This window comes from Rhodococcus shunpengi, from assembly GCF_048381395.1.
GTDB lineage: Bacteria > Actinomycetota > Actinomycetes > Mycobacteriales > Mycobacteriaceae > Rhodococcus.
On sequence record NZ_JBLWIU010000030.1, the window covers coordinates 68,465 to 82,167 of the forward strand.

Sequence of the window (13,703 nt, forward strand, 5' to 3'; positions counted from 1 at the left end):
GAACCTCACTCCTGCGTCGCTGTGCCGGTGCCGGACGCCGCCCGGGTGCGACGTCGGTACCGCACAGCACACGGCTGTTCGAGCTGGACCACCATCTTCGAGTGGTCGTTGCGGTAGGTCTCGGGCGGCTGGGACAGTTCGAACTCGAAGTCGCGCAGCAGAACCGAGAATATCGCCTTCAGCTGCATGAGCGCGAACGCCGCTCCCACACAGCGGTGCCGACCCGCCCCGAACGGAATCCAGGTCCACCGGTTGACGATGTCCTCCTGATTGGGGTCGATGTAGCGGCCGGGATCGAAGGCATCGGGATCCGGGAAGTCCTCCGGGATCCGGTTGGAGATCGCCGGTGTCGCACCCACGAGATCGCCCTCCGAGATCCGGTATCCGGCGACCTCGAAGTCGTCGCGCGCGACCCGAAGAAGCAGGATCAGCGGCGGGTGCAGGCGTAGTGTCTCCTTGAGCACCGCTTCGAGCACCGGGATCTGCCGCAGTGCATGGAAGCTCACGCTCTCACCGTCGGAGTACAGGACGTCGAGTTCTGCCGTGACCTGCTGCATGTACTCGGGGTTGCGCAGCAGTTCGATGAGCGCCCAGGCCGCCGTGCCGGAGGTGGTGTGGTGGCCGGCGAACATCATCGAGATGAAGATGCCGGTGATCTCGTCGGCACTGAACCGTTCCTTGCCGTCCTCGTCCTTGATGGAGACGAGGACGTCGAGCATGTCGCGGTCCTCCTTGCCCTGCGGCGGGTTCGCGATGCGTCCGTCCATGATCTCCTGCACGAGTGCCACGAGTCCGCGGCGGGCCTCGTCGCGTCGCCGGAAACTCTCGATCGGCGCGTAGGGATCGACGAAGGCCAGTGCGTCGGTGCCCTTCTCGAGGTCGTGGTAGAGGTGGGCGAATCGTCCGTCGAGCTGGTCGCGGAACTTCTTGCCGATCAGGCAGGCCGACGACGTGTAGATCGTCATTTCGGCGAAGAATTCGAGCAGGTCGATCTCGCCTTCGTCGCCCCAGCCGGCGACCATGTCCTGCACCTCGCGGTCGATGGTCGCCGCGTGGCCCCGCATCTGTTCGCCACGCAGCGCCGAGTTGTGCAGCATCTCCTTGCGGCGTTCGGGGCTGGCGTCGAAGACGACGCCCTCACCGAAGACCGGCTTCATGAACGGATAGGCGGCCTGCTGGTCGAGATCCTCGTCCGCGGCACGGAAGAAGAACTCGTTGGCCTCCGCACCGGAGAGTAGTACGACCTTCTTGTCGGCGAGCTGGAAGACCCCGACGTCGCCGCACTCCTCGCGCACCCGGCGCATGAGCGCGATGGGATCGGTGCGCAGTTCCTCGAGGTGGCCGTGTTCGTGTTCGCCGCCGGACACACGCCGGGGCTCGACGAGTGTGGTCATGGATTGTCCTTCCGCAGGGGTGCTTCGGGTTGAACCTCGATGAGCACGATGTGGGCGCCGCGGGGGGCCGAGACGACCGAGAGCGCGGCCGCGGCGATGTCGGATGCACGAAGGAAGTAGGGGTGTCTCGCGAAACCCCATGTGCCCCAGTCCTCGAGCATCGGTTCGAGCACCTCCGCCGGAGCGGTCGTGCCGGCACCGGTCTGTGTCGGCCCTGGGCGCACGACCGATGCGCGGACACCCGTACCCTCGAGTTCCATCCGCATCTCGCGGACGAGCGCTTCGAGGCCGGTCTTGGCGGCGTTGTAGGCACCCATCCAGGGCCGGGGAAGCACGGCACAGTCGGATCCGATCACGACGAAGTCGCCGCGTTTCCGGTCGATCATGCCGGGCAGCACACGATGGGCCAGACGTTGCGTGCCCATCAGGTGCACGTTCACCTGGAAGGCGAACCGGTCGGGATCCATCTCGTGCGGCAACGCGAAATCCATGTCGCCCGCTCCCGAGACGACGATCTCGGCGGGGCCGAGGGCCTCCTCGGCCGCGGCGACGAACTCGCCGACGGATTCGGTGGACGACACGTCGAGGAAGTGGGCGAAGGCCTCGCCGCCCTCGCCGCGGATCTTCTCCGCGATCGCCGCGCACTCCTCCACGCGGCGCGCCCCGAGCGCGACGGGGTGCCCGGCCTCGGCGAGCGCGTAGGCGGTGGCGGTACCGATTCCGGAGGAGGCTCCGGCGACCAGCGCGGGACGGCGTTCGGGATGGGGTTCGAATCTAGGCATGTCGTTCGGTGACCTCTACAGGAAGGGCCGCGAAGCCTCGGACATTGGTGGAATGGACACGTTCGCAGCGGTCCTCGTCGATCTCGTAGTCGGCGACGCGCCGGGCGAACTGTTCGAGCGCGATGTTCGCCTCGAGGCGGGCGAGATGTGCGCCGAGACAGAAGTGCACTCCCCCGCCGAAACTGGCGATCTTCTGGGAGCTGTCGCGTCCGATGCGGAAGTCGTCGGCGGTGTCGAAGACGTCGGAATCGCGGTTGGCGGATCCGATGAGCAGCAGTACCTTGTCGCCGGACCGGATGGTGGCGCCGTGCAGTTCGATGTCGGCGACGGCGGTGCGGGCGACGATCTGGCTCGAAGTGTCGTAGCGGAGGGTCTCCTCCACCCACTGCGGTGCGCGAGCGGGATCGCGGAGTACCTGCGCCACCTCGGATTTGTTGTGCGCTCCCCAGTAGAGGGCGTTGCCGAGGAGTTTCGTGGTGGTCTCGTTGCCTGCGACCACCATGAGGAACATGAAGCCGATGATCTCGTCGTCGGTGAGCCGGTCGCCGTCGATCTCGGCGGCCAGCAACGCCGACGTGAGGTCGGAGGTGTCCTTCTTCCGGCGTTCGGCGAGCATGTCGGCGTAGTAGCCGACGAGGTGCAGCGATGCCTCCATCGCGGCGACCGGCACGTCGAGCACGCCCTCCTCACGGTGGACGACGAGGTCGGCGAGGCGGCGGATCTCACTGCGGTCGGATTCGGGTACGCCCATGAGTTCGGAGATCACGTCCATGGGCAGCTTGCCCGCGAACTCCGAGATCCAGTCGAATTCCCCTGCCTCCACCGCGGGTTCGAGATAGCGCAGGGTCAGTTCGAGGATGCGTTCCTCGAGGTCGGCGACGCGCCGCGGAGTGAATCCTTTGGAGACGAGCCGACGCATGCGCATGTGGCGCGGGTCGTCCATCGCGAGGAAGGACATCACCTTGTGCGCGTTGGGCCCGTAGGCGGACGGATCGAGCGAGACACCGTTGGCGCTCGAGAGCCTGGTGTTGTCGCGGAAGGCCGCGACGACGTCGGCGTGGCGGGACAGGGCCCAGAACCCGAGGTCGGGGTTGTGGTAGGCCGGTTCCTCTTCACGGAGGCGGCGGTAGGTGGGATACGGGTCTTCGTGGAAGGCGTAGTCGTACGGGTTGAAGATCACGGGGGCGAGCGTCGGTGGATCGGGCGAAGCGGGCCCTGCGTGCGACGCGGAGCCCGGGGATGCCTGGATCATGGATCACTCCAATAGAAGTCGGGCGGATGTCTCCAGCCTGTCGGCGAGTTTCTCGTAGGTGCCGTAGCCCATACCGGCCCGGACCAGCGCGCCGGCGTAGAGCAGTTCGAGTGCTTCGAGTTCGTCGGGATCGGAGTCGGTGCCGAGCGCTGCCGAGATCCGGTGACGGATGTCGAGTCCGATGCGCGCACGCAGGTGTTCGACATCGGGGTCGTGACCGAGCAGTGCACTGGTGACGGCGGCCGCGAGTTCGGGTTCGTCGGCCAACAGCAGCGCGATTCCCCTCAGCACCGCGACCACCCGATCGGCACGGCTCGTGCTCTCGGCGTCGGCCGTGGGAGCGTTGGCCAAGCGACGCCAGAACACCTCGGCGACGAGGTGTTCCTTGGACGAGAAGTAGGTGTAGGCGGTGGCCGGGGCGACACCGGCACGGGCGGCGACCATACGCACCGTCAACCCCGTGAATCCCTCCTCGCGGAGCACCTCGACCGCGGCCTGCGTGAGCCTCGCAACCGTGTCGGCCTGCTTCTCGGTCAGGCGGCGACGGGTCGATTCGAGATTCACGTTTCTGGACACGTGTCTGGACATTACTACGGTTGGAGGGGGTCGGCAATGCCCGCAACGCGTTCATTCGGCGAATTCAGTGCTCTCGTGGGTGGATACGGACGGGCATGGACTTGACACCGTTGATGAAGTTCGACCGCAACCGCCGCGGTTCGCCGGCCGGTTCGACCCGGTCGATACGGGCAACGAGGGTCTCGAACATGATCCGCAGTTCGAGCCGCGCCAGATGTGCCCCGAGACAGAAGTGCACACCCGTCCCCCCGAAGGCGACGTGCGGATTGTGCTCGCGCCCGATGTCGAAGACGTGCGCGTCGTCGAAGACCTCCTCGTCGCGGTTCGCGCTCGGGTAGTACACGATCACCTTGTCGCCCCGTGCGACGTGCTGGTCGCCGATCGACGCCGGGCAGGTGGGCGTGCGGCGGAAGCCCACCACGGGGGTGACCCAGCGCAGGATCTCCTCCACGGCGCTGTCGATCAGACCGGGATCGTCCTGCAACCGGCGCCATTGCTCGGGATGGTCGACGAAGGCCTGCATCCCGCCCGAGATCGCGTTGCGCGTCGTCTCGTTGCCCGCGATGACGAGCAGGACGAAGAACATGTCGAACTCCATCTCGGAGAGCGTGTCGCCGTTCTCGTCGGGGCACACCAGCTTCGAGACGATGTCGTCGCGCGGTTCGATGCGTCGTTGCGCGGCGATCTCGTTGGCGTACAGGAAGATCTCGGCGGCGGCGAGCTCGCCGTCCTCCTGGGTGGTGCCGTATTCGGGGTCGTCCCAGCCGATCATGCGGTTCGACCAGTCGTAGAGCTTCCCGACGTCCTCGGCCGGTGCGCCGAGCAGCGCTGCGATCACCTCCAGTGGCAGTGGTGCCGAGATCGCCGGGACGAAGTCGATCACCGTGCCGTCGCGCGCGGCCTCGATCGCCGCGTCGACGGTGCGTTCGCACGTTCGCCGGATGCGCTCCTCGAGCGTCTTCACCATGCGCGGGGTGAACCCTCGGCTCACGAGTTGCCGCAGGCGGGTGTGCTCCGGCGGGTCGAGGTTGAGCAACATGGATGCCTGCTTGAGTCGTGTCTCCTCGTCGAAATCGTCGATCTGGGTGGTTCCGAGCGCCGAGGAGAAGGTCGCGCTGTCGCGGGAGACCGTGATGACGTCAGCGTGCCGGGTGACGGCCCAGAAGCCCGCGCCGCCCTCCTCGGGTTGGCGGTGGACCGGACAGGTGCGCCGGAGTTCGGAGAAGTAATCGTGCGGGACCCCCTGGGCGAAGACGTCGGGGTTCTTGAGATCTGTGGGTGAAGTCGTCATGAAGCCGCTCTCGTGGGAGTGTACGAATGGCATTCGTTTATAAACTACTCACCTTCGTTCGGAATGAAAGCCCCTTAGACTGTTTCCATGGCAGACGACAATTCCCGACCCGTGCGTCGACGGACACTGACCCGCGACAAGGTCGTCGCAGCAGCGCTCGGGATCGTCGACGAGCTGGGATGGGAACAGCTCACGATGAGCACTCTCTCGTCGCGATTGGGAATCGTCACGGCCTCGCTGTACAACCACGTCCGCAATCTCGACGACGTACGGGCGACCGTGCAGATCCGCGCGATGAGCGATCTCGGGGCGCATCTGCGCGAGGTCGCGATGGGCCGCAGCGGCGTCGACGGGCTTCGCGCCCTGATCGACGCCCACCACACCTGGGCCGTCGAACATCCCCGCCGCTACGAAGCGTTGACCACCGCACCGGTCGACCGCGACGGTCTGCTCGCCGCCGCACTGGACGCCAACGTCGCTCTGCGCACGATGCTCGCATCCTGCGGCGTTCCGGAGGAGGAGACGCTCGAGGCCGCGGTCGGCATGTTCGCGGCCCTGCACGGTTTCGCGGTCCTCCAGAGCAGCGGCTTCCTGGGCGACGAGCTCGATCTCGACCACATCTACGAGACGGTCGTGCGCGGAGTTCTGGCCGGCGCATCCCTCGACCCCACGAAGACGCGCTAGAGTGGCACGCATCAACTGAACACGTCCGTCTTCAGATGGAGGGGTCATGCGGACGATCGACACTCTCGGCGATCTCGTCTCACCGCTCGGTGGCACGATCAACGCCGCCAACGTCATCATGCAGCTCGCCCATCCCGGCGTCGGCCAGGGCGTCGTCGACAGCACGGTCGACTCCGGCCGCGCCGATCTCCATCCGGTCAAGCGGGCCCGCACGACCGGCACCTATCTGGCGGTCGCGGTGTTCGGCACCGAGGCCGACCGCGATTTCGTCCGCGAGTCGGTACGGAAGATCCACGCCCGGGTCACGTCGTCACCCGGCGCGGAGGTCCGCTACAGCGCCAACTCCCCCGCCCTGCAGTTGTGGGTCGCCGTCTGCCTGCTCAAGTACTTCATCGACCAGCACGAGTTCCTGTACGGCCCGCTCACCGAGGAGCAGTACGCCCGGATCCTCCGCGACGGCGCGACCCTCGCGACGACACTGAACGTCCGGCCGGAGTCGTGGCCCACGACCCGCGAGGAGTACGAGGAACTGTGGAAGGCCGGCGTCGCCGACCTCTCCATGAACGAGCAGGTGCGCGAGTACCTCACCGAACTCTGCAATCTCGCGTTCCTCGAGGTGCGCCTCGGACGACTGGGCCGCGGGATCCACCGGGTGCTCGGCAGGTCGTTCGAACTGATCACCCGCGGTGCACTGCCGCCGGAGTTCCGCGACCTCATGCAGTACCCGTGGACCGCCGACGACCAGCGACGCTTCGACCGCTATCTCGTGGCGGTCCGTCGCCTGCACCGCGTCACCCCATGGGTGTGGCCGTTGCTGTGGAAGTCCTATCTGCTCGATCTGCGCACGCGGCGACGCCTCGGACTGCGCGTGTTCTGACCGGAGACCGCCGGACCCTCGTCGAGACCGGTGTTGTGTGCGAGATTCGTCGAATTCCTCGCACACAACACCGGTTTCGTCCGTTTCGGACGAACCGTTGCATTCGATCGCGTCGCCGAACTATAGTCCAGACACCTGTCCAGAACCGAGGGAACGTCTGATGACACTTCGCCCCACCGACAGCTCCACCCTTCTGATCGACGGCAAGCTCGTACCCGGCAGCGGAGGCACCTTCGCGATCACCGATCCGAGCACCGAAGAACTGCTCGGCCACGCGGCCGAGGGCACCGCCACCGACATGGACGCCGCGATCGCGGCCGCGCGTCGCGCCTTCGACGACACCGACTGGTCACGCGACCACGCCTTCCGAGCCCGCTGCCTCCGTCAGTTGCGCGACGCCCTGCGCGAGCACATCGAGGAACTGCGGGAGATCACCATCGCCGAGGTCGGCGCTCCCCGATTCCTCACGAGCGCCGCGCATCTCGAAGGCCCCATCGACGATCTGCTCTACTTCGCCGACCTCGCCGAGAGCTACGCGTGGAGGCAGGATCTCGGCAACGCCTCCCCCATGGGTATCCCCACCCACCGCTATCTGCTCAAGGAAGCGGTGGGGGTCGTCGGCGCGATCACGCCGTGGAACTTCCCGCACCAGATCAACTTCGCCAAGCTCGGGCCCGCTCTCGCCGCCGGGAACACCGTGGTGCTCAAGCCCGCCCCGGACACCCCGTGGTGTGCGGCCCTGGTCGGGCGGATCGCGGCCGAGGAGACCGACATCCCGCCGGGAGTGCTGAACATCGTCACCTCGAGCGACCACAGGCTCGGCGCACAGCTGAGCGAGGATCCGCGCGTCGACCTGATCTCGTTCACCGGTTCCACCGCGACCGGCCGGGCCGTGATGCGCGCGGCCTCCGAGAACCTCAAGAAGGTCTTCCTCGAGCTCGGCGGCAAGTCGGCGTTCATCGTCCTCGACGACGCCGACCTGCGCGGCGCCTGCTCGATGGCGGCCTTCACCGTGTGCACGCATGCCGGCCAGGGCTGCGCGATCACCACGCGTCTGCTCGTTCCCCGCGAACGGTACGACGAAGCGGTGGCCCTGACCGCGAAGTCCATGAGCGGCATCCGGCCCGGCGACCCGCGCGATCCCGGTACGGTGTGCGGGCCGCTCATCTCCGAGAAGCAGCGACAGCGGGTTGAGGGCTACATCCGCCTCGCCGTCGAGGAAGGCGGCACGATCGTCACCGGCGGCGGACGTCCCGCCGAACACGAGCGGGGCTTCTTCGTCGAACCCACCCTCATCGCCGGCCTCGACAACTCCGCGCGCACAGCGCGGGAGGAGATCTTCGGCCCGGTGCTCGTGATCATCCCTCACGACGGCGACGACGACGCGATCCGCATCGCCAACGACTCCCCCTACGGCCTCTCGGGTTCGGTGTACGGCACCGATCCGGACCGCATCGCGCGGGTCGTCGCAGGTGTACGGACCGGCACGCTGGGCGTCAACGGCGGCATCTGGTACGCCGCCGACGCCCCGTTCGGGGGCTACAAGCAGTCCGGGATCGGCCGCGAGATGGGTGTGGCCGGTTTCGAGGAGTACCTGGAGACCAAGCTCGTCGCCGAACCCGCGAGCTGACCCGAACTTCCGAAAGGACTTTTCCGATGGCACGTTTCACCGGTCGCACCGCGATCGTCACCGGCGCCGCCCAGGGGATCGGCGAGGCGTACGCGCGTGCGCTCGCCGCCGAGGGCGCGAACGTGGTGGTCGCCGATATCGATGCCGAACTCGGCGAACAGGTCGCCAAACAGATCGTCGCCGACGGCGGCATCGCGAGCTTCACCTCGGTCGACGTCTCCGACCCCGCCTCCGCCGAGGCACTCGCCGCGTCGACCGTCGAGACCTACGGCAGCATCGACCACGTGATCAACAATGCCGCCATCTACGGCGGCATGAAACTCGATCTGCTGCTGACGGTTCCGTGGGACTACTACAAGAAGTTCATGAGCGTGAACCTCGACGGCGCCCTCAACGTCACCCGCGCGGTGTGGCCGCACATGACGAAGAACGGCGGGTCGATCGTCAACCAGTCGTCGACGGCGGCCTGGCTGTACTCGGGTTTCTACGGGCTCGCGAAGGTCGGGATCAACGGTCTCACACAGCAACTCGCCGTCGAGCTCGGCGGGTCGAACATCCGCATCAATGCGATCGCCCCCGGCCCCATCGACACCGAGGCGACCCGCACCACCACCCCCGCGAATATGGTCGCCGACATGGTGAAGCAGTTGCCGCTCAAGCGCATGGGCACTCCCGACGATCTCGTCGGCATGTGCCTGTTCCTGCTCTCCGACGAGGCCGCCTGGGTCACAGGGCAGATCTTCAACGTCGACGGCGGGCAGGTGATCCGCTCGTGACCGACTCCATGATCGGCCGGGTCGGTTACATCGGGCTGGGCAACATGGGGGCACCGATGGCCGAGCGGTTGCTCACCCGACCCGGAGGCCTCACCGTGCTCGACGTGGTGCCCGAGGCGATGAGCCCGTTCACCGACAAGGGCGCCGCGGCGGCGTCGAGCCCGGCGGAGCTGGCCGCCGACTGCGACCTCGTGTGCGTGACCGTCCTCGACGACGCCCAGGTCCGCGACGTCGTCACCGGTCCGAACGGACTGCTCGCGACGGCCCGGCCCGGCACGGTCGTCGCGGTGCACTCGACGATCTCCGACACCACCGCCGTCGAGCTCGCCGCGAAGTGTGCCGAGAAGGGAGTCGACTTCGTCGATGCACCGGTCAGCGGCGGCGCCGGCGGTGCGAAGAACGGCACTCTCGCCGTGATGGTCGGCGCGACCGACGACGGCTTCGCCAAGATCGAGGAACCGTTCGGCACCTTCGCGTCGCTGGTCGTGCACGCGGGTCCCGTCGGGGCGGGAACCCGGATGAAGCTCGCCCGCAACCTGCTCCACTTCATCGCGTTCACCGCGGCGACGGAGGCACAACGACTCGCCGAGACCGCGGGCATCGACATCACCGAGCTCGGCAAGGTCGTCCGGCACACCGACGCGATCACCCGCGGCGCCGGTTCGATCATGTGGCGCGACACCACATCTCCTCTCGCGGAGGACGACTCCTGGTTCCCGATCTTCTCGCGCGTGCGCGCCCTGGGTGAGAAGGATCTCGCGCTGGCACTCGATCTCGGCGATCGCCTCGGAGTCGATCTGCCGCTCGGAGCCCGGGCGCTGTCCGACCTCGGCCCCGGCCTCGGAGTCGGCACGGGAGAGATCGCACGGACCCGTTCCCGGAAGGAGCACGCATGACCGACGAGACCCGCCGCCGCGGCCTGGAGATGATGTCCAAGGTCTACGGCTGGGAGATGCAGGACGGTCCCGGTGAGCACTTCGCCGTCACCGCCGACCACCTGTTCGCGAACATCTGGACCCGGCCCGGGCTGACCATTCGTGATCGGCGACTGCTGCTGCTCGGGGCACTCACCGCGCAGGGCGCCCCGGACATCGCCGAGATCCAGATCGAAGCGGCGCTGAAGAACGAGGAACTCGACGAGCAGCAGCTCCGCGAGATCGCCCTGTTCCTGTGTCACTACGTGGGCTGGCCGCTGGGCTCGAAGCTCGACAACGCAGTGGGCAGCGTGCTGCAGCGACGGAAGGCGGCGGCCCGCTCGTGAGCATCCCCGGCGGATCCGTACCGGAGCCGGACTGTCCGGAACTCGGGTTCTACGGCCTCGCCGGGCACGCCGACGACCCGAGGGCGCTGCTCGACGAGATCGCCGTCGCCGAACGCATCGGTCTCGGCTCGGTCTTCCTGTCGGAACGGTTCGACACCAAGGACGCGGCAGCGCTGGCCGGTGCGGCCGCCGCGACGAGCCGCACGCTCGGGATCGGCACCGCAGCGACCAATCCGCACACCCGCCATCCCCTCGTCACAGCGACGATGGCGACCACACTGCACCGGTTGAGCCGCGGCCGCTACGCCCTCGGGCTCGGCCGCGGCTTCGACGTGCTGTTCGCTCTCATGGGTCTGCCTCGCGTGACGTCGGCGCGGCTCGAGGACACCGTCGATCTGCTCCGGACGCTGTGGCGCGGTGACGCAGTCGTCGACCGGCACGGCCCAGCCGGCGACTTCCCGTATCTGCGACGCACCGCCGAGGACGTCGACCGCATCCCGATCCTCATGGTCGCGCTCGGCGAGCGCACGCTCGACCTGGCGGGACGCGTGGCCGACGCCGTCGTCCTGCACACAGTCTTCACCGGACCAGCGACCCAACCAAGGCCGCTGCGCGCCCAACCCCCGATTTTCTGCTCGATGTACGTCCTTCCGGGCCATATGGCAGGTAATCGACACCACGTCGGGATCAGCGACAACAGTTCGGGTCCAGCACCATCCGCAGGGCTTCGAGGGACTCGGCGCGGGCACGGTAGAAGACGTTCATCCCGCGGCGTTCGGATACGACCATGCCGGCCTTGCGCAGCTGCCCGAGGTGGTGACTGACAGTGGATTCGGCCAAGCCGATGTCGGTGGCGAGATCGCAGGTGCACACTTCACCGCCGTCGGCGGTGAGCAGGATCGACATGAGCTTGATGCGGACCGGGTCCGCCAGGGCCTTCAGGCGTAGTGCGAGTTCGAGAGCTGCGTTGTCGCTCATGGGTGCGGCCGAGACCGGTTCGCAGCAGATCGGGGTGCTGACGTCGATCATGGGCAGGGCTTTCGGCATGGTTCGAGCTTATCCACTTACTTGACATATGTCGAAAAGGTGGCGCATCCTGTACCTGTCCAGTATTTCGACATATGCCACACAGGTGGAGGCTGACATGTCCCGCGCACAACTCGCCCTCAACGTCGACGACCTGCAAGAAGCGGTCGCCTTCTACACGAAACTGTTCGGCACCGAACCGGCCAAGCTCGAGCCCGGCTACGCGAACTTCGCGATCGCCGAACCGCCACTGAAGCTGGTCCTGCTCGAAAACCCCGGCAAGGGCGGCACCATCAACCACCTCGGCGTGGAGGTCGAATCGAGCGAGAAGGTCCACGCCGAAATCGCCCGCCTCACCGACGAAGGGCTGTTCACCGAGGAGGAGATCGGCACCACCTGCTGCTTCGCCACCCAGGACAAAGTGTGGGTTACCGGCCCGGCCGGGGAGAAGTGGGAGGTCTACACCGTCCTCGCCGATTCGGAAACCTTCGGCTCGAGCCCACAGCATCTCGACGATCCGGCCACCGCCGTGGGTGGCATGTGCTGCGGCACCGCCGCCCCGGCCGAGGACACGCAGCAGGCTTCGGCCGCACCGTCCTGCTGCTGAACGGCTTCCCTCGAGGTCGGCCACCGGATTCGGGTGGCCGACATCGGTGTCTTCAGCGACGGAGCCGGTCGGCAAGGTCGGTGACACGAGCGGCGATGTCGTCGCGGACCAGCCGCATCCGTTCGATGCCGACGATGCCGCGCTCGGACGGCTCGTCGGTGTCCCAGTTCTCGAACTGTGTCCCGGCCACCGGCTCGAGGTGGGCTTCGCGGCCGAGGGTGACCACGAGATCGACGTCGCGGACCAGGTCGGGGTCGACCGGTGTCGGGGTCTGGCCGGTGATGTCGACGCCGACCTCGAGGAGCACTTCGGCCGCCAGGGCATTGATGCCGGCACCGGGTTTCGTACCGGCGGAGTGCACCGTAACGGTGTCGCCGGCGGCGGCCCGCATCAGGCCGGCGGCCATCTGGGACTTTCCGCCGTTCTTCACACAGACGAACAGCGCCGAGGGTGTGCTCACGGTCGAGGTCCTTTCACGCAGATCAGGTGTCGAGGTCGAGATCGAGGTCGAGGTCGGCGACGGTGGCCTTGGCGGTGCGGCCGACGCCGAGGATGGTGGCCGAACCGGGACCGGTCCAGTCGCCGTAGCCGAGCAGATGCAGGCGCGATTCCTTGAGCGAGCGGGTGCCGGCGACCGGCACCGTGCCGGTGTGATCGCGCAACCGCAACGGCCGCAGATGCGCGAGGGCGGGCCGAAATCCCGTGGCCCACACCACGACATCAGCCCGCTGGTGGCGCTGTCCCCAGGCGATGCCGTCGACGGTGAGCCGATCGAACATCGGCAGCGCGGTCATGACGCCACGCTCACGGGCGGCAAGCACCTCCGGGACCATCACAATGTCCCCCAGGGCGGCGATGCCGCCGGGATCGGTCCGTCCGGCAGCCAGGGCCACTGCACGGCGGGAGGCGAGCTCGAACAACGCCCGGCCATCGACGCCATCCGGCAGGAACCGCGGGGGCCGGCTGGTGACCCAGATGGTTCTCGCGGTAGTGGAGATCTCGGCGACGAGTTGAGCCGCGGAGTTGCCACCCCCGACCACCACGACGTCCGAGCCGGTGAACTCGGCCGCGCTACGGTAGTCGACGGTGTGCAACTGCCGCCCGGTGAACACCTTCATGCCCGGATAACTCGGCCGAAACGGTCGCTGCCAGGTACCAGTGGCGCTGATCACCCGCCGCGCCCGCCACTGCCCGCGGTCGGTGTCGACCAGCAGATCAGGGCCGTCGCGCCGCACCGCCTGCACCCGCACCGGCCGCTCGATCGGCAGGCCGTAGCGGGCTTCGTAGGCGGTGAGATAGTCCACAACATGCCGTGCAGGCGGGAAACCGTCCGGCCAGCGCGGCATCGGCCACCCCGGCAGCGACGCGAATTCCGCCGGGGAAAACAGCCGCAGCGACGGCCACATGTGCGGCCACGCCCCACCCGGCCGTTCCTGGTCGTCGAGGATCACGAAGCGGTGCCCGGCCCGCCGCAGGTAGTAGCCGGCAGCCAGACCCGCCTGCCCACCGCCGACCACCACGACATCGACGTTCGTCGTCATCGAAGA

Annotated in this window: 15 protein-coding genes and 1 pseudogene; 8 read left to right on the plus strand and 8 right to left on the minus strand. The window is 67.5% G+C overall.

From position 1 onward, the window contains the following. Window positions 1–5 precede the first annotated feature (5 nt). The 5 genes from ACNJ7K_RS17495 to ACNJ7K_RS17515 form a co-directional block, all read right to left on the minus strand. Entirely contained in the window at window positions 6–1,394 is a 1,389-nt protein-coding gene (locus tag ACNJ7K_RS17495) for a cytochrome P450 (protein ID WP_159416653.1), read from the minus strand. Then, entirely contained in the window at window positions 1,391–2,176 is a 786-nt protein-coding gene (locus tag ACNJ7K_RS17500; RefSeq protein ID WP_487042001.1) for an SDR family oxidoreductase, read from the minus strand. The genes ACNJ7K_RS17495 and ACNJ7K_RS17500 overlap by 4 nt, the downstream gene beginning before the upstream one ends. After that, window positions 2,169–3,356, minus strand: a complete 1,188-nt coding sequence (locus tag ACNJ7K_RS17505; RefSeq protein ID WP_159419035.1) for a cytochrome P450 — start codon at window positions 3,354–3,356, stop codon at window positions 2,169–2,171. The genes ACNJ7K_RS17500 and ACNJ7K_RS17505 overlap by 8 nt, the downstream gene beginning before the upstream one ends. Window positions 3,357–3,431: 75 nt before the next feature. Then, on the minus strand, window positions 3,432–3,992 hold the full coding sequence (locus tag ACNJ7K_RS17510; protein ID WP_159419036.1) for a TetR/AcrR family transcriptional regulator: 561 nt from the start codon (window positions 3,990–3,992) through the stop codon (window positions 3,432–3,434). Window positions 3,993–4,068: 76 nt separating this feature from the next. Then, the gene (locus ACNJ7K_RS17515) at window positions 4,069–5,295 is read right to left on the minus strand and encodes a cytochrome P450 (RefSeq protein WP_230788163.1); all 1,227 of its coding nucleotides are present in this window, start codon (window positions 5,293–5,295) and stop codon (window positions 4,069–4,071) included. Between the two features lie 87 nt (window positions 5,296–5,382). Between ACNJ7K_RS17515 and ACNJ7K_RS17520 the strand changes: the two genes are divergently transcribed. The 7 genes and pseudogenes from ACNJ7K_RS17520 to ACNJ7K_RS17550 form a co-directional block, all read left to right on the plus strand. After that, window positions 5,383–5,979: a TetR/AcrR family transcriptional regulator gene (locus ACNJ7K_RS17520; RefSeq protein ID WP_230788166.1), complete on the plus strand. Its 597-nt coding sequence runs from the start codon at window positions 5,383–5,385 to the stop codon at window positions 5,977–5,979. Window positions 5,980–6,025: 46 nt separating this feature from the next. Beyond that, on the plus strand, window positions 6,026–6,856 hold the full coding sequence (locus ACNJ7K_RS17525) for an oxygenase MpaB family protein (RefSeq protein ID WP_230788169.1): 831 nt from the start codon (window positions 6,026–6,028) through the stop codon (window positions 6,854–6,856). 160 nt (window positions 6,857–7,016) lie between these two features. Beyond that, window positions 7,017–8,486, plus strand: a complete 1,470-nt coding sequence (locus ACNJ7K_RS17530) for an aldehyde dehydrogenase (RefSeq protein ID WP_230788172.1) — start codon at window positions 7,017–7,019, stop codon at window positions 8,484–8,486. Window positions 8,487–8,512: 26 nt separating this feature from the next. Continuing rightward, window positions 8,513–9,262, plus strand: a complete 750-nt coding sequence (locus ACNJ7K_RS17535) for an SDR family oxidoreductase (protein WP_039587653.1) — start codon at window positions 8,513–8,515, stop codon at window positions 9,260–9,262. Beyond that, window positions 9,259–10,158: an NAD(P)-dependent oxidoreductase gene (locus ACNJ7K_RS17540; RefSeq protein ID WP_159416659.1), complete on the plus strand. Its 900-nt coding sequence runs from the start codon at window positions 9,259–9,261 to the stop codon at window positions 10,156–10,158. The genes ACNJ7K_RS17535 and ACNJ7K_RS17540 overlap by 4 nt, the downstream gene beginning before the upstream one ends. Beyond that, complete coding sequence (locus ACNJ7K_RS17545) at window positions 10,155–10,523, plus strand: carboxymuconolactone decarboxylase family protein (protein ID WP_006551766.1); 369 nt, start codon at window positions 10,155–10,157, stop codon at window positions 10,521–10,523. The genes ACNJ7K_RS17540 and ACNJ7K_RS17545 overlap by 4 nt, the downstream gene beginning before the upstream one ends. Beyond that, a pseudogene (locus ACNJ7K_RS17550) lies at window positions 10,520–11,038 on the plus strand (LLM class flavin-dependent oxidoreductase); the annotation flags it as partial. The gene ACNJ7K_RS17545 and the pseudogene ACNJ7K_RS17550, both read left to right, overlap by 4 nt. A gap of 172 nt (window positions 11,039–11,210) precedes the next feature. Here the strand turns inward: ACNJ7K_RS17550 and ACNJ7K_RS17555 are convergent. Beyond that, the gene (locus ACNJ7K_RS17555; protein ID WP_159416660.1) at window positions 11,211–11,570 is read right to left on the minus strand and encodes an Rv2640c family ArsR-like transcriptional regulator; all 360 of its coding nucleotides are present in this window, start codon (window positions 11,568–11,570) and stop codon (window positions 11,211–11,213) included. A 97-nt stretch (window positions 11,571–11,667) separates the two neighbouring features. Here ACNJ7K_RS17555 and ACNJ7K_RS17560 point away from each other — a divergent pair, with 97 nt between their 5' ends. Next, entirely contained in the window at window positions 11,668–12,156 is a 489-nt protein-coding gene (locus tag ACNJ7K_RS17560) for an ArsI/CadI family heavy metal resistance metalloenzyme (RefSeq protein ID WP_487042002.1), read from the plus strand. 52 nt (window positions 12,157–12,208) lie between these two features. Here the strand turns inward: ACNJ7K_RS17560 and ACNJ7K_RS17565 are convergent, their stop codons facing one another. Together ACNJ7K_RS17565 and ACNJ7K_RS17570 are read right to left on the minus strand one after the other, a co-directional pair. Beyond that, window positions 12,209–12,616 carry an arsenate-mycothiol transferase ArsC gene (locus ACNJ7K_RS17565; RefSeq protein WP_487042003.1) on the minus strand — a complete coding sequence of 136 codons (408 nt, stop codon included), beginning with the start codon at window positions 12,614–12,616 and terminating at the stop codon, window positions 12,209–12,211. Window positions 12,617–12,638: 22 nt separating this feature from the next. Then, window positions 12,639–13,697 carry an ArsO family NAD(P)H-dependent flavin-containing monooxygenase gene (locus ACNJ7K_RS17570; protein ID WP_487042005.1) on the minus strand — a complete coding sequence of 353 codons (1,059 nt, stop codon included), beginning with the start codon at window positions 13,695–13,697 and terminating at the stop codon, window positions 12,639–12,641. Between the last annotated feature and the right edge of the window lie 6 nt (window positions 13,698–13,703).

What these genes read in the sequence shown, in the direction of transcription:
- ACNJ7K_RS17495 (WP_159416653.1), bottom strand. Translation starts at nt 1,394, where the DNA reads ATGACCACACTCGTCGAGCCCCGGCGTGTGTCCGGCGGCGAACACGAA.
- ACNJ7K_RS17500 (WP_487042001.1), bottom strand. Translation starts at nt 2,176, where the DNA reads ATGCCTAGATTCGAACCCCATCCCGAACGCCGTCCCGCGCTGGTCGCC.
- ACNJ7K_RS17515 (WP_230788163.1), bottom strand. Translation starts at nt 5,295, where the DNA reads ATGACGACTTCACCCACAGATCTCAAGAACCCCGACGTCTTCGCCCAG.
- ACNJ7K_RS17520 (WP_230788166.1), top strand. Translation starts at nt 5,383, where the DNA reads ATGGCAGACGACAATTCCCGACCCGTGCGTCGACGGACACTGACCCGC.
- ACNJ7K_RS17525 (WP_230788169.1), top strand. Translation starts at nt 6,026, where the DNA reads ATGCGGACGATCGACACTCTCGGCGATCTCGTCTCACCGCTCGGTGGC.
- ACNJ7K_RS17530 (WP_230788172.1), top strand. Translation starts at nt 7,017, where the DNA reads ATGACACTTCGCCCCACCGACAGCTCCACCCTTCTGATCGACGGCAAG.
- ACNJ7K_RS17535 (WP_039587653.1), top strand. Translation starts at nt 8,513, where the DNA reads ATGGCACGTTTCACCGGTCGCACCGCGATCGTCACCGGCGCCGCCCAG.
- ACNJ7K_RS17545 (WP_006551766.1), top strand. Translation starts at nt 10,155, where the DNA reads ATGACCGACGAGACCCGCCGCCGCGGCCTGGAGATGATGTCCAAGGTC.
- ACNJ7K_RS17555 (WP_159416660.1), bottom strand. Translation starts at nt 11,570, where the DNA reads ATGCCGAAAGCCCTGCCCATGATCGACGTCAGCACCCCGATCTGCTGC.
- ACNJ7K_RS17560 (WP_487042002.1), top strand. Translation starts at nt 11,668, where the DNA reads ATGTCCCGCGCACAACTCGCCCTCAACGTCGACGACCTGCAAGAAGCG.
- ACNJ7K_RS17570 (WP_487042005.1), bottom strand. Translation starts at nt 13,697, where the DNA reads ATGACGACGAACGTCGATGTCGTGGTGGTCGGCGGTGGGCAGGCGGGT.